The sequence below is a fragment of the Lamprobacter modestohalophilus genome (assembly GCF_016583905.1).
Classification (GTDB): Bacteria; Pseudomonadota; Gammaproteobacteria; order Chromatiales; family Chromatiaceae; genus Lamprobacter; species Lamprobacter modestohalophilus.
Genome location: NZ_NRRY01000024.1, coordinates 26479 through 41615 on the forward strand (window position 1 = coordinate 26479; position 15137 = coordinate 41615).

At 63.4% G+C, this 15137-nt stretch carries 11 protein-coding genes; 3 read left to right on the forward strand and 8 right to left on the reverse strand.

Annotated elements, in window-relative coordinates:
* Nucleotides 1-2 precede the first annotated feature (2 nt).
* The 6 genes from bchM to bchF are packed head-to-tail and all read right to left on the reverse strand — an operon-like array spanning nucleotide 3 to nucleotide 8991.
* Nucleotides 3-713: a magnesium protoporphyrin IX methyltransferase gene (bchM, locus tag CKO42_RS14575; protein WP_200245354.1), complete on the reverse strand. Its 711-nt coding sequence runs from the start codon at nucleotides 711-713 to the stop codon at nucleotides 3-5.
* 22 nt (nucleotides 714-735) lie between these two features.
* A complete protein-coding gene (gene bchL, locus CKO42_RS14580; RefSeq protein ID WP_200245356.1) occupies nucleotides 736-1731 on the reverse strand; it encodes a ferredoxin:protochlorophyllide reductase (ATP-dependent) iron-sulfur ATP-binding protein in 996 nt (331 codons plus the stop codon).
* Entirely contained in the window at nucleotides 1728-5555 is a 3828-nt protein-coding gene (locus CKO42_RS14585) for a magnesium chelatase subunit H (protein ID WP_200245364.1), read from the reverse strand. Before CKO42_RS14585 ends, bchL begins: the two co-directional genes overlap by 4 nt.
* Nucleotides 5530-7116, reverse strand: coding sequence for a ferredoxin:protochlorophyllide reductase (ATP-dependent) subunit B (gene bchB, locus CKO42_RS14590; RefSeq protein WP_200245365.1), 1587 nt, complete (start codon nucleotides 7114-7116; stop codon nucleotides 5530-5532). Before bchB ends, CKO42_RS14585 begins: the two co-directional genes overlap by 26 nt.
* 22 nt (nucleotides 7117-7138) lie before the next feature.
* Nucleotides 7139-8485: a ferredoxin:protochlorophyllide reductase (ATP-dependent) subunit N gene (locus CKO42_RS14595; protein WP_200245372.1), complete on the reverse strand. Its 1347-nt coding sequence runs from the start codon at nucleotides 8483-8485 to the stop codon at nucleotides 7139-7141.
* Nucleotides 8482-8991, reverse strand: a complete 510-nt coding sequence (bchF, locus tag CKO42_RS14600; protein WP_338034923.1) for a 2-vinyl bacteriochlorophyllide hydratase — start codon at nucleotides 8989-8991, stop codon at nucleotides 8482-8484. The genes CKO42_RS14595 and bchF overlap by 4 nt, the downstream gene beginning before the upstream one ends.
* A gap of 482 nt (nucleotides 8992-9473) precedes the next feature.
* Here bchF and ppsR point away from each other — a divergent pair, with 482 nt between their 5' ends.
* The 3 genes from ppsR to CKO42_RS14615 all read left to right on the forward strand — a co-directional run bounded on the left by ppsR (nucleotide 9474) and on the right by CKO42_RS14615 (nucleotide 13407).
* Entirely contained in the window at nucleotides 9474-10919 is a 1446-nt protein-coding gene (gene ppsR / locus CKO42_RS14605) for a transcriptional regulator PpsR (RefSeq protein WP_200245382.1), read from the forward strand.
* A gap of 172 nt (nucleotides 10920-11091) precedes the next feature.
* Nucleotides 11092-12009: a chlorophyll synthase ChlG gene (gene chlG, locus CKO42_RS14610; RefSeq protein ID WP_200245384.1), complete on the forward strand. Its 918-nt coding sequence runs from the start codon at nucleotides 11092-11094 to the stop codon at nucleotides 12007-12009.
* Between the two features lie 159 nt (nucleotides 12010-12168).
* On the forward strand, nucleotides 12169-13407 hold the full coding sequence (locus CKO42_RS14615; protein WP_200245386.1) for a geranylgeranyl diphosphate reductase: 1239 nt from the start codon (nucleotides 12169-12171) through the stop codon (nucleotides 13405-13407).
* A 135-nt stretch (nucleotides 13408-13542) separates the two neighbouring features.
* Here the strand turns inward: CKO42_RS14615 and CKO42_RS14620 are convergent, their stop codons facing one another.
* On the reverse strand, nucleotides 13543-14055 hold the full coding sequence (locus CKO42_RS14620) for a SixA phosphatase family protein (protein WP_200245393.1): 513 nt from the start codon (nucleotides 14053-14055) through the stop codon (nucleotides 13543-13545).
* 194 nt (nucleotides 14056-14249) lie between these two features.
* Nucleotides 14250-15128 (reverse strand): fructosamine kinase family protein, encoded by an 879-nt coding sequence (locus tag CKO42_RS14625; RefSeq protein ID WP_200245501.1) that lies wholly within the window; start codon nucleotides 15126-15128, stop codon nucleotides 14250-14252.
* Between the last annotated feature and the right edge of the window lie 9 nt (nucleotides 15129-15137).

A 15137-nucleotide genomic window follows, 5' to 3' on the forward strand; every position in this document is an offset into this window, starting at 1 on the left:
CGCTAATTGGTCTCCGTGCAGCGGCGCAGCTCGAGCGCCTGCGAGGTGTAGAAACCTTTCGCGACCCGCTGGCTGCGACCAATCTCCCAACCATCAAACCAAGCCGACGCTCGGATACGAGCTTGCATCATCGACTCAGGGATCGGAATGATCGCCGGCGAGCGGTCGCTACGGGGAAAGAACTGACCGACGGCGTGCATCAAGGCGAGTGCTGGCGTGCGCGGCGCATAGGTGAATAGCACCGAGGTACGCGCGCGCTCGACGAAGCCAGCGATCACGTCGAGGGCGTCTTCAAGCTCGTAGTGGATAATGCTATCCATCGCCACGATGTGATCGAAATCACCCTGTTCCGGCGCCAGCATGTCGCCGACCGCGAAGTCGATCTGCCCCGGCAGATCGCTCGGCAGGCGTTCACGCGCATGCTCGATCAGCGTCGGCGACAGATCCACCGCGTAGACCTCCGCACCGCGCCGTGCCGCCTCAACCGACAACAGCCCAGTGCCACAGCCGGCATCGAGCAGGCGCTTGCCACTGAGATCCGTCGGCAGCCAGCTGAGCAGGGTCGCGCGCATCCGATCGCGACCGGCACGCACGGTGGCTCGGATGCCGCTCACCGGGGCATCCGAGGTCAGTCGCTTCCAGGCGTCAACCGCGGTGCGGTCGAAATAGGACTCGACCTGGTTACGGCGTTCTTGATACGAAGGGTTGGGCATCGTGGTTACTCGGTCGCGGCGCTCAATCGAAGCCCAGGAAGTCAAACAGATCGCGATCACGCATCGGGGTCACCTCGAGCGGCGCGGGCCCAGCCAACAGCGTCTCGGCCAGCTGCAGGTACTGCTGCTGGGCGTGCGCCACGTCCGGATCATCGGCGTCCATCTCGAACAGGGTCGCCTTGCGCAGCCGCGAGCGGCGGATCACATCCAGCGCCGGCAGATGCGCCATGGTCTTGAGGCCAGTGGCGGCATTGAAGCGATCGATCTGATCGGTCTCATCGCTGCGGTTAGCGATGACGCCGCCGATGCGCACCTTGTAGTTCTTGGCCTTGGCCAGGATCGCAGTTGAGATGCGATTCATCGCGAAGATCGAATCGAAGTCGTTGGCGGTGACGATCAGCGCGCGGTCGGCATGCTGCAGCGGCGCGGCGAAACCGCCGCAGACGACATCGCCGAGCACATCGAAGACGACGATATCGGTGTCGTCGAGGATGTGATGTTGCTTCAGCAGCTTCACGGTCTGACCGACGACATAGCCGCCGCAGCCGGTGCCGGCCGGTGGTCCACCCGCCTCGACGCACATCACGCCGTTGTAGCCGTCGTAGACGAAGTCTTCGAGCCGCAGCTCCTCGGCATGAAAGTTGACCGACTCGAGCACATCGATGACGGTCGGCACCAGGCACTTGGTCAGGGTGAAGGTGCTGTCGTGCTTCGGATCACAGCCGATCTGCACCACCCGTTTGCCGAGCTTGGAGAAGGCGACCGAGAGGTTGGAGCTGGTCGTGCTCTTGCCGATGCCACCCTTGCCGTAGACCGCAAAGACCAGCGCCTTGTCGATGCGCTCACTGGGATCGAGCTGCACCTGAACGCTGCCTTCGCCATCGAGCCTGGGGTCGGCGCTCCTCGGCGCGCCGCGCTGCGCATCACCGCAGTCGGGCGCATCACAATAGCCCTGAGCAGGCGTTGCCGCCGGCTTGCCGCCACCGTAGATCGTGGTTGGCAGGTCGTCGAGGGTCATGCCGCGACTCCTTCGGTGATGCCTTCGAGGCGGTCTTCGAGCTCTTCGCCAGCCTGACGCAGGGCTTCCAGGGTCTCGGCGTCCGGCGCCCAGTAATTGCGCTCATGGGCCTCGATCAGGCGCTGCGCGACCTTGGCCGAAGCGGTTGGATTGAGCGCGGCGAGGCGCTCACGCATCTCCTCATCGAGCACGAAGGTCTCGGTCATGCGCTGGTAGACCCAGGGCGCGACCTGGCCGGTGGTCGCGGACCAGCCCATGGTGTTCGTGACATGGACCTCGATCTGGCGCACGCCCTCGTAGCCGTGCTCGAGCATGCCCTCGTACCACTTTGGATTCAGCATCCGAGTGCGGGTCTCGAGCGAGACCTGCTCGGCAAGCGTCCGCACCTTGCCATCGCCGCGCGTCTGATCACCGATGTAGACCGGCACATCGCCGCCCTTGGAGCGACTCACCGCGCGGCTGATACCACCGAGGGTGTCGAAATAATGGTCGACCGAGGTTACACCCAATTCAACCGAATCCAGGTTCTGATAGGCCAGCTGCACATCGCCGAGCACACTGTTGAGCAGCTCAGCCTGGCGCACCGGCGCACCGGCACGGCCATAGGCAAAGCACTTGCGGCGGGTGTAGGTCTCGGCCAGCTCGTCCTCCTCATCCCAACCGCTGTTGTCGATCAGATGATTGACGTTGGAGCCGTAGGCGCCATCGGCGTTACTGAATACGCGCAGTGCGGCGGTCTCGAGATCGCAGTCATGGGTCTGCTGGTAGGCCAGCGCGTGCTTGCGCACGAAGTTCTGCTCGAGCGGCTCGTCGGCCTCTGCAGCCAAATAGGCAGCCTCTGCCAAGAGTTTAGTCTGTAACGGCAAAAGGTCACGGAAGATGCCCGAGAGGGTCATGACGACATCGATTCGTGGACGCCCAAGCGTCTCCAGCGGCATCAGCTCGGAGCCACAGACCCGCCCGTAGCTATCCAGCCGCGGTTTCGCGCCCATCAGCCAAAGTGCCTGCGCGATCGGCCCACCCTCGGTCTTCAGGTTATCGGTACCCCAGAGCACCAACGCAATCGACTCAGGAAGCGCGTTGTTGTCCTGAGTATGGCGGTCAAGCAGCTGCTGCGCATGGCGCGCCCCTTCGCGCACCGCGAACGGGCTCGGGATGCGGAATGGATCAAAGCCGTGCAAATTGCGGCCAGTCGGCAGGATCTCTGGCGTGCGCAGCAGATCACCACCAGGCGCTGGCCGGACAAAACGCCCTTCAAGCGCGCGCATGATCGCCGGCAGTTCATGATCTTCGTTGAGCAGCTTGTCGTAGCTCGCCAGATCTTCCATCAGCTTCAGGCTGGCTTCGGTGACCTCCATGCCGCCCTTCTGCAGCGCCAAGGCTGGCGCACCGCCGTTGACCAGCGCCTCGACTGCGCCGCGCTTGAGATCAAACGGATGCTCAGGATCGATGCGCGACTCGGCCACTGCCATCAACATATCCAGCCGCTCAGTCGGATTCGGCGGCTGACCAACCACATGCAGACCATGCGGGATCAGCGTGTATTCGAGTTCGAGTAGCTCATCAGTGAGGCGCTGGATGCGCTCGCCGGCGCTGGCATCCCACTCTGGCTCGTCATCCGTGGCCATCGTCGCCAAGTCCAGTTCGGCCGCTTGCGCCTGGATCAGCGAGGCGAGCTCATTGCGCTCCTCGTCTGACGCATCCGGGGCCAGTGTCCGCCAGCGCTCGATCGAGCCCTTGAGGTCGACCAGCCCACGATAGAGCCCGGCATTGGCGATCGGCGGCGTCAGATAGCTGATCAGGGTCGCGGCCGCGCGGCGTTTGGCAATGGTGCCCTCGGAAGGGTTGTTCGAGGCGTAGAGATAGAGGTTCGGCAGATCGCCGATCAGCCGATCCGGCCAGCAGGCGCCGGACATCCCCGCCTGCTTACCGGGCATGAACTCGAGTGCGCCATGGGTGCCGAAGTGCAGCACCGCGTTGGCGGCAAAGTCCTCGCGCAGGAAGCGGCAGAAGGCACTGAAGGCATGGGTCGGCGTGAAGCCCTTGTCGAACAGCAGGCGCATCGGGTCGCCTTCGTAGCCAAAGCTCGGCTGGACGCCAACGAAGACATTCCCGAACTGCTCGCCGAGCACGAAGATCGAGGCGCCATCGCTCTGCTGTTTGCCCGGGGCCGGTCCCCACTGCGCCTCGATCTCGGCCAGATAGGGCTCACGACGGACATGGTCGTCCGCCGGGATGCGGGTAAACACGTTGGCATGCGCGCCATATTGGCTCGCATTGCCATTGATGATGCGCTCGCGCAGCAGATCGACGTTCTCCGGAACCTCGACCTGGTAGCCCTCGTCCTTCAGCCCTTGCAGGGTGCGATAGAGCGAGGCGAACACCGACAGATAGGCTGCCGTACCGGTATTGCCGGCATTAGGCGGGAAGTTGAACAGCACGATCGCGATCTTGCGGTCCTTGGTCGGTGTCTGCCGCAGCTTGATCAGGCGCGCCACGCGGGCGGCCAAGGTGTTGGCACGCTCGGGATGCGGCTGCATGTCGCGGGTGCGGTCGGTGCCGGCCGCGGCCGAGCGACCACCGAAGACGATCGGACCAGTGGAGCCGTCGAGTTCGGGAATCGCGACCATCATGGTCGCCTCGACCGGCATCAGCCCGCGCTCCGAGGCCTGCCACTGCTCTAGGGTCTGGAACTCGACCGGATGCGCGGCGATATAGGGCACATCGAGCCGAGCCAGCACCTCTTGCGCCGCTGCCGCGTCGTTGTAGGCCGGCCCACCAACCAGCGAGAAGCCGGTCAACGAGACCACCGCGTCGACCACGCACTTGCCATTGCGGAAGAAGAATTGATCGACGGCCGGCCGGGCGTCGAGGCCACTGGCAAAGGCCGGGATCACCCGTAGGCCCTTGGCCTCGAGCGCCTTGATCACGCCATCGTAGTGACCGGTATTGCCGGCCAACACATAGGAGCGCATCACAAGCAGCCCAACGGTGCCGGTAGCCTGCTTGCTCGCGGGCAGCTTACTGACCTGATCGGTGATCCGCCCGCGCATGCGCGGATGAAAGACACCCACCTCGGGATACTCGGCCGGTGGTGCGGCCTTGAGCTTGCCGCGAAACACCTCGCGTGGACCGCTGGCATAGCGATCGAGCAGCAGCCGGACCATGTTGGCGACGTTCTCGTCCGAGCCCGCCAGCCAATACTGCAGCATCAAAAAGTAGGCGCGGACATCTTGAGCGGTGCCCGGGATGAAACGCAGGATCTTCGGGATGCGGCGCAGCATCGCCATCTGGCGCGCGCCATCGCTGCCGCTTTTGCCGTCTTTGCTCTCCGCCGAGCGATTACCGCGCAGCTTCTTCAGGATCGCCATCGGCCCGCTCTGCGAGCCGTCCATGGTGAACTTGCCGAGCCGGGTCAGGCGCATGATCTCGCCAGCGGACATGCAGCCGACCATCGCATCGCAGTGATCACGCCGTGCCTGCAGCGCCGGCAACACCGCCTTGATGTGATCTTCCATGAACAACATGGTGGTGACGACGATGTCGGCCTTGGAGATGTCAGCGCGACAGCGTTGCAGCTTGCACTCGCCATTCGCCGAACAACGGCCGCAGAGATCCGCTTCGCGCGCGACGCCGCCGCAACGCTCTAGGCCGTCTTTGTTGTCATCCCATTCAGCGGCGGCGTGCAGGGTCAGATTGAGCCCCGGCAACTGCTGTTTCAGGGCCGGACGCGCGCGCTCGACCGCACTCGCCAAATGGCTGTCCAGGGTCACAATGACAACGTTGACAGGGGTCGTATCAACGACCGAAGTAGGCTTTGGCATCGTAAAGTGTCTCAACCGTTATTCTGGCGACACCGCGCTCGGCGGCGAAGCGTTCTGTGTTTCGGCGGGCCTTCCCACGCACGAAGAAGGGGATCTTCTTCAGCTCCAGCTCAGCCTCGGGCTCCCAGACGGGCGCGACATCAGCCCCAATGCTGTCCGCGCTCGCGGTTGGCTCAGCCGCCGCAGGCTTAGGTGAGGGTTCCGCGCTCGCCGCGGACAGCTTGCCAGACCCGAGGTGGGAGGCAACCGCCTCGTCATGAAACTCCTCGTCTTCACGGAACATCGTGATTAGATGCTCTTCCAGGCCCATCATCAATGGATGGACCCAGGTATCGAAGATGACATTGGCGCCCTCGAAGCCCATCTGCGGGGCATAGCGCGCCGGAAAATCTTGTACATGCACCGGTGACGAGATCACCGCGCAGGGGATGCCGGCGCGCTTGGCGATGTGGCGCTCCATCTGTGTGCCTAGCACCAGCTCGGGGGCCAGATCCAGCACCGCCGACTCGACCTCGAGATAATCATCGCTGATCAGCGCCTCGACGCCGTAGCGCTCAGCGGCTGCCCGCAGCTCACGCCCGAATTCGCGACTGTAGCTGCCAAGGCCAACGACCTCAAAACCCAGCTCTTCGGTCGCGATGCGCGCGGCGGCGATCACATGGCTGGCATCACCGAAGATGAACACGCGCTTGCCGGTTAGATAGGTCGAATCGACCGAGCGCGAGAACCAGGGCAGACGGGTGCGGCCCGCCGCAATCGCGGCGCTGGTATCGATCCCGGCGACCTCGCCGACCTCGATCAGGAAGTCGCGGGTCGCGCCAACACCGATCGGCACCGTCTTCACCCAGGGTTGCTTGAACATCCGCTCGAGCCAGACACAGGTGCTTTGCGCGATCTCGGGATAGAGGCAGACATTGAAGTCGGCCTCCGGGATGCGCAGCAAGTCCTCCGGCGAGGCACCGGCCGGAGCGCTTAAATTGACGTCCACACCAGCACTGTCGAGCAGTTTCGTCACCTCAGCAATGTCATCGCGGCAGCGGAAGCCAAGTGCCGTGGCGCCCAGCAGGTTGGCTCTTGGGCGGCGACCTTCAGCGACCGGGTCCAGCCTGCGCGGCTGCTGGCCGCGCAGCAGCGTTCGAACCAGCTGATGGAAGGTCTCGCTCGCGCCCCAATGTTCCTTGCGGGTAAACGCGGGCAGCTCCAGCGGCACCACGGGACAGTCGAAACCCATCCCCTGCGCCAACGCGGCCGGCTGATCCTGCAACAGCTCGCCGGTACAGGCCTCGCCGACCAACAGCGCGCGCGGCTGAAACCGCTCGACCGTCTCGCGCAGCGTCTTGCGCACCAGCTCGGCCGTATCCGCACCCATATCGCGCGCTTGGAAGCTAGTGTAGGTGACCGGCGGGCGCTTGGCGCTGCGCGCGATCATGGTAAACAGCAGGTCGGCGTAGCTATCGCCCTGGGGCGCATGCAGCACGCAGTGCACGCCCTGCATCGAGGCGGCGATGCGGATAGCGCCCATGTGCGGCGGGCCTTCGTATGTCCAAACAGTCAGTTGCATGCTAGTGAGTGGACCCGGCGGATCAGAACGCGAGTCGGTCGCGACGGTTGAGTGGACGCACGAACAGTTCAGCCAGATCCGCGGCCTGATCGAAGCCGTGCACCGGCGAGAACACCAGCTCGATCGACCACTTGGTGGTCAGTCCCTCGGCTTCGAGCGGATTGGCCAGACCAAGCCCACAGACGGTCAGGTCTGGGCGATCCACGCGTAAACGATCAAGCTGGCGCTCCAGATCCTGCCCCTCGGTCAGCCGCAGATCCGAGGGCAGCCAGTTAAGCTCCGCCCCCATCATGCGCCGATCGAGATAGGGCACACCGACCTCGACCAGCTCCATCCCGCACTCGCGCTGCAGGAAGCGTGCGAGCGGGATCTCGAGCTGTGAGTCGGGCATGAAACTGATGCGTTTGCCAGCGAGCTGGGCGCGATAGCGCTCAAGGCCGACCGCAGCGCGCTTGGCCGCTGGCGCGGTGACCGCTTCAACCCGCGCGGCACTGATCCCGAAGGCCTCGGCGGCGGCAGCAATCCAAGCGCGCGTGCCCTCGATCCCAAACGGATAAGGTGCCTCGATCAGGGTCGCGCCGCGATCGATCAGCGCGGCGGCGGTGCCACCAACGAAGGGCTGCGCGGCCAGCAGGCGCGTCCCCGGACCCACCGGCGGCAACTCGCTCCCGCGTCGCGGCGGCAGGAAATGCAGTGAAGGGATGCCGAGTGCCTCGAACAAGCGACGGAACTGATCCTCGACCACATCGGGCAAGGTCCCGAGCACTAGGAGTGCATCGGTGCCGGCAGCGGCCTCGGGCAGCACCGGAACCAGCGCGCTCAGGCAGGTATCCTCACCCTGCGTGAAGGTAGTATCCAAACCGCTTCCGCTGTAGGCCAGGACCCGCACCCGCCCCTGCTGCTCGCGCGACAGGCGCTCGGCGGCATTGTCGAGGTCGAGCTTGATCACCTCCGATGGGCAGGAGGCGACCAGGAACAGGGTGCCGATGTCGGGACGCCGTGCGAGCAGCTCGGTCACGACTCGATCCAGCTCTTCGTTACAATCTGCCAGACCCGCGAGATCGCGATCACCGAGCACGGCAGTGGCAAAGCGCGGCTCGGCGAAGATCATCACACCCGCGGCCGATTGCAGCAGGTGGGCACAGGTGCGCGAGCCGACCACTAAGAAAAAGGCGTCTTGGATCTTGCGATGCAGCCAGACGATGCCGGCCAGACCGCAGAAGACTTGGCGCTGGCCCTGCTCGTGCTGGACCTGAAGATTGCCCGAACGAAGGTTACCCGCACTCGGGTCGCTCGAACTGGTGCCGAGGCCACTCGCAAGACAAGCCTGCGACGCCGCCGCATCCGACGTGCTGCTCGTGCCCGTCATTCAGCAACCCCCGTTGCAGCGGCCTGCTCGGCATCAAGCCGTTGCGCCGATAGACGCGCGGCGCGCAGCTTGAGGATAAATTGGGTCGCATTGATCACATAGGCGGCATAGGCCGCTAGGGCGAGCAACAGTTGCCCACGCACTTCCATGAAGCCACCGAATACCGCCACCAGATAGGCCGTATGCAACGCCAGCACGAGCATGCTAAAAACGTCTTCCCAGAAGAACGCACGGGCAAATAGGTATTTACCGAAGACGACCTTCTCCCAGATCGACCCCGTGATCATGATCAAGTAAAGGATCAAAGTTTTGATCACGACCGAGACGGTTGCGGCCATCTCACCCGCGCCCGTCGTCAGATAACGGATCACCAACACCAAGCTGACCAAGAACACCAAGAACTGCAAGGGCGCCAAGATGCCTTGAACCAGGGTCCAGGGGGTCTCGTCGCGCCGTTTACGCTCTTCTGGCGTATACAGCAGTTGATGCTGGTCATGCCTTTTCACGGGCTGACGCATTAGCCTCCTCGAACAGTGTTTGGGAATTGCCGCCGTATAAGGAATCTAGTCTGCATCCCCAAACATGTCAACTCAGCTTAACGTAAAGAATACTTGACAGATCGACGCCTCACGACTACCTAATAAGGGGTCAACGGCGTGCGCGCTGTGCTGCATGAGTGTTCGATCAATCCTGCCCTAGTCAAACACGAGGTAGGCGACACACCGCAAGGCACGCCACGTCGAACGTTGCCCGCAGTGCCGCGCAAGTCGCGGATCATTTCCCACAAAAAACAATGGGTTTTGATCATCGCCCTTCGGGCTCGGCGGGTGCAAACCGCCCCGCTGCGGTATTGGGGGAGCCGAGGTGATGACGTGAAGCGAGTTGGCGCAGGCGCTATCGCTAGAGTTCGTTGCGAAAAGAACACTGAACAGGCTCTGGACTGGTCGAAGCCCGGGGGGCTGCAGGTGGCGGCTTGGAGCGGGCTATTGTGAAGCCTTTTGACGCACCGCAAGCCGCGCTCGGAAAAGTCGACACCGACCGTGTCGCAAACCTCATCGCCGCGGTCTCAGATATCGCCCTGATCCTCGACCAACAAGGGATGATCCGCGACGTCGCCCTCGGCAACGACGAGCTCAGCGCACAGGTCTCCGACGACTGGGTCGGCCGCTCTTGGAGCGACACGGTCACTGCGGAAAGCCGCGGTCGGGTCGAGAACTTGATCACCGATGCCTTAAAGGACACTGGCGCACCGATCTGGCAGCAGATCGCCCATATCTCGCGCAGCGGCGGCGAGGTTCCCGTGCGCTATTGTGCGACCCGCCTCGGCAGTCACAATCACCTGATTGCGGTCGGTCGCGACCTCCAGGGCTTTGCCGCGCTGCAACAGCGCCTTGTCGATGCTCAACAATCGCTGGAGCGCGACTATTGGCGGCTGCGCCAGCTGGAGACCCGCTATCGGCTCCTGTTCCGGTCGTCATCGGACGCGATTCTCGTGATGGACCCAACCACCGGCAAGGTGGTGGAGGCCAACCCGGCCGCGAGCCAGTTGCTTGCGGCCGAGCCGAAGCGCCTGGTTGGGCGCCATTTTCCGGAGGGCTTCGACGAGGCCGGCACGCGCGCAGTCGAGTCGTTGATTGCGGGCGTGCGCGCCGCCGGCCGCGCCAGCGATATCAGCGCGCGTCTGCGCAATGGTATCGAGGTCAGCGTCTCCGCCGCGCTGATTCGCCAGGAGAACACCGCGTTAGTGCTGCTGCGGCTCGCGCAGACCGCAGGCGGCTCCTCGGAAGACACAATTGAGGCATCCGAGCCTCGATCGCGGCTTGCCAAGATCATGGAACGGGCACCCGATGGCATCGTGGTGACCGCACAGGACGGCCGCATCCTGAACGCGAATACGGCCTTTCTCGATCTCACTCAGGTCAACAGCGAAGATCAGGTTCGGGGCGAATCGCTCGACCGCTGGCTCGGTCGCCCTGGCGTCGACCTCAATGTATTGCTCGCCAACCTGCGCCAGCATGGCGCGGTTCGGCTGTTTGCAACCACGATCCGCAGCGACTTCGGCGCCAGTAGCGAGGTTGAGATATCAGCGGTCGCCATCCAGAACGGCGATCAACCGAGCTTCGGTTTCATCATCCGTAACGTCGACCGCCGCGTCTCGGCAGCGACCGGTAACGAACAAGCCCTACCGCGCTCAGTCGAGCATCTGACGGAGCTAGTTGGACGGGTCCCTTTAAAAGAGGTCGTGCGCGAATCCTCCGATATGATCGAGCGCCTCTGCATCGAAGCCGCGCTTGAGCTCACCGGTGACAACCGTGCCTCCGCAGCCGAGCTGCTCGGCCTGAGCCGTCAGAGTCTCTATGTCAAGTTGAGGCGCTTTGGCCTGAGCGACGCGGTCGGCGATAGCAGCGGCGATCAACCACCTCGAGACCCTTAAGGCGTCACGCCCCGGTGCCTTCCCGCTCGCGTCGACACAAGCGCGGACGCAAGACGCGGCTTGACCCTGATCAGCGTTCCTGTGCAGCACAGCGCCCGCGCCCTGGGCTTCGGGCTAAACTTGCGCGATTTCCGTCCAAACCCAACCGACCCAGACACGACCCTCTGAACCTATGATAGAGCCGGCTACCCCCGCTGCCACGGCGAACCGCCCCGAGCCCTCGGCCATCCTCGAGGTCCTACATCCCATTACCTGGTTCCCGCCGATGTGGGCCTTCGCCTGCGGCGTGGTGTCTTCCGGCACCTCGATCGTCGAGAATTGGCTGCTGCTGCTCGCTGGCGTCATTCTGGCGGGTCCACTCCTGTGTGCAACCAGTCAGGTCGTCAACGATTGGTACGACCGCGATGTCGACGCCATCAACGAGCCGAACCGTCCGATCCCATCCGGCCGCATCCCCGGTAACTGGGGCTTCAAGCTGTCGATCATCTGGACCCTGATGTCGCTGTTGCTGGCACTCGTGCTCGGCCCCTGGGTATTCGGCGCCACGGTCGTCGGCTTAGCGCTGGCCTGGGCCTATAGCGCGCCACCGCTGCGACTGAAACAGAACGGCTGGTTCGGTAACGCCGCGGTCGGTTTCTCTTATGAAAGTCTGGCTTGGATTACCGGCGCCGCGGTGATGATTGGTGGCGCAATGCCGGATTGGCGCATCCTCGCGCTGGCGTTCCTTTATGGATTAGGCGCACACGGCATCATGACCCTGAACGACTTCAAGGCGATTGAAGGCGATCAGCAGATGGGCGTGCGCACACTCCCGGTGCAACTGGGCGTGCGCGGTGCAGCGTGGGCTGCCTGCATCGTCATGATCGTGCCGCAGTTGGTCGTCGTCGGTCTGCTCTTCTCTTGGATGCAGCCGGTGCACGCCGCCGCCGTGGCCGCCCTGGTGATGGTCCAGATCACGTTGATGTTTCGCTTCTTGGAAGACCCCATCGCTCGCGCGACCTGGCTCAGCGCGCTTGGCGTCACCGTCTATGTCAGCGGCATGATGGTGAGCGCATTTGCAGCGCGTGCCGTGATCGCTGCGGTCTCCTAGGCGAGAATACAGACCTCGCGCACCCGCGGGCACGCTTGGCAATGCCACGGTTAACGTGAATCTCACGCGGTTCATTTTTCGGGGTGGCGCCGCGCCATGAGCGTTAGGCGGATGGCGGCCATTGCCCTTAACAACAGATAACTCCCAAAGGTGAGACTGATGGCAAATTCCGAGACCTATGACGTCGTCGTCGTCGGCGGTGGCCCAGCCGGGGCAACGGCCGCCACCGATCTGGCCAAACGCAACCGCAAGGTGCTGTTGCTCGATCGACCCGGTCGCATCAAGCCCTGCGGCGGGGCGATCCCGCCGAAGGCGATCGAAGAGTTCGAGATCCCGGACGAGCAACTGGTTGCCAAGATTGGCTCAGCCCGCATGGTGGCGCCGAGCGACCGCCATGTCGATATGCCGATCAATGGCGGCTATGTCGGTATGGTCGATCGCGAGCCCTTCGATGAATGGCTGCGAGAGCGCGCTGCCAGCGCCGGCGCTGAGCGCCGCAACGGTACCTTCACCCGGGTACTGCGCGACACTGACGGCACTGCGCTGGTCGAATTCCGTCCGGCCGAGGCCGGCGATCGAAGTGTCACCGAGACGGTGCGCGCACGGGCAGTGATCGGCGCCGACGGAGCCATGTCATCGGTCGCCAAGCAGTGCGTACCCGGCGCCAAAGAGCTTCCGCATGTGGCCGCCTACCATGAGATCGTCCGCTCGCCCGCGCCGACCTCGGGTAAAGGCCTTCACGACTTCGACCCCACCCGTTGCGACGTCTACTACCAGGGCAAGCTCTCACCCGACTTCTACGCCTGGATCTTTCCCCACGGCGACACCACCAGCATTGGTGTCGGCACCGAGCTGAAGGGCTTCTCGTTACACGACGCAGTCGACCAATTGCGCAAGGAGACCGGGCTCGACCAGTGCGAGACCCTGCGCCGCGAGGGCGCGCCGATCCCGCTGCACCCGCTGAAGAAATGGGACAACGACCGCGATCTGGTCTTGGCCGGCGATGCCGCTGGGGTTGTTGCCCCGGCCTCTGGCGAAGGCATCTACTACGCCTTGGTCGGTGGCCGCCTCGCCGGCGATGCGGTCGAGGAACTCCTGGCCACCGGCAATACCAAGGCGCTCGCGAACGCCCGCAAGCGATTCATGAAGGCCCATGGCCGCGTGTTCTGGATACTCGGGATCATGCAGCGCTTCTGGTACAAGAGCGACAAGCGCCGCGAGCGTTTCGTCAGCCTCTGTGATGACCCTGACATCCAGCATCTGACCTGGGAGGCTTACATGCACAAGCGCTTAGTGCGCGCAAAGCCAGCCGCCCATCTCAGAATCTTTCTGAAAGACATGGCTCATCTGCTAGGGATCGTCTCGCCTTGGCAGAAGGCCGAGCGCCGTGTCGACTGAAACCCGAACGGCCCCGGCTCCGCGGCTCATTCCAGATGCCTCACAGAGGCAGAGGATAAGATTCGGGAGCCAGCGCCAGCCGTTTTGGGGGTGCAAAAAGGCGCCTGGCGGGTGCCAAGGCAGCGCAGACACTCGCTATTTAAGCGACTTGGGTCGAACAATCCTTGAAATCAGGGCCGATCCGGCTTCAAGCGAGGACCAGTCGTCAGGCATTTCTAATCGCGCCAAGGCAGCTGTCGGCAGCAGCTTCTCATCCTTGATCTCATCCAGATCATCGTCGGCCAGATACCGCAGCAAGTCCTCAAGCCCGGGGTTGTGACCAACCATGAGCAAGATGCTTGGGGCCTGACCATAATCTCCAAGAACGCGCAGCAGAGTTTCGAGATCAGCCTCATAGATGGCCGGCTCCCATTTGATGTCGCGTTTCTTGTAGTCGAGCCCCTTGCAGACGCGCAATGTCGTCTCGCGAGCGCGCTCTGCTGGCGAGCTTAGGATCAGAGACGGCACTAAGCCTTCCCGGTAAAGCCATTCGCCAATTCGGGGCGCATCACGCTTGCCACGTTTCGCGAGCGGGCGCTCAATGTCAGACGCCGCATCGCTGTCCCAATCGGACTTGGCGTGTCGCAGCAATAGCAGCTCACGGGCCATTGAAGAAGATCGTTATCGGAGCGCGGGTTGGGCGAGACAGGGGGGATTCATCGGCAAGCCGAGAGCGCTCACCAAACCGTACTTTTAACATAACGGTAACGAAGACGAAACCCGCACCGCTAGGAAACGGCTCAGACGCCTTAGGCCTGGGCCGCAATCGCTCCTTCTTCCCGGCTGGCGGCGCGCGATGAACCTTAGCCGAGCTCGGCCAAGAGTCGGTCGATCATGCGCTCGGCTTGGCTGAGGTAGCCTCCGCCAAAGAGATTCAGATGGTTGAGGATGTGGTAGAGATTGTAGAGCTGCTTGCGGACCGCAAAGCCGGGGCTTAGCGGCCAGGCCTCCTCGTAAGCTGCACGAAACGCGCCACCGAAGCCACCAAAGAGCTCGGTCATCGCCAGATCCGCCTCGCGATCTCCATAATAGCAAGCCGGATCAAAGATCACCGGCTCTCCGTCGGCTGCGTAGCCGATGTTCCCGCCCCATAAATCCCCGTGCAGAAGCGAAGCGGGGGGCGCGTGGTCGAGCAACGCCGCAAGACCTTGGCACAAACGTTCACCGCGCTGTTGCAACCGACCGCAGTAGCCGTTTTGTGCCGCAAGCTGCAATTGGAACCCGAGCCGTTGCTCGGACCAGAACGCGACCCAATCGTCGCGCTCTGCGTTGTGCTGCGGTGTCGAGCCGATGGTGTTGTCGCGATCCCAGCCGAATCGCTGCCGCGTTGTGCGATGCATCTCGGCGAGTTGCCGACCGGCAGCAATCGCATCGCCGCGCCCACCGCCGAGCTTGATGTACTCCAGCGCGAGAAACGCCTGGTCGCGATCGACTCCGGCACAGAGTGGCTCAGGCACCCTAATGCTCTTGGTGGCGGCCATCTCAGCCAGGCCTGCCGCCTCCGCCTCGAACATTGCGAGCCTATCGGCCCGATTGAGTTTGACAAAGACACGCTGCGCGCCTTCACCAAGAACCACGGCCTGATTGATGCAACCACCGCCGATGGCTTGAGGCTTGCCTGGCTGGAACCGGCGTCCGGAAACGGCACTGATCTGATCGACGATAGCCTGCCAATCCGTCATAACGATGCT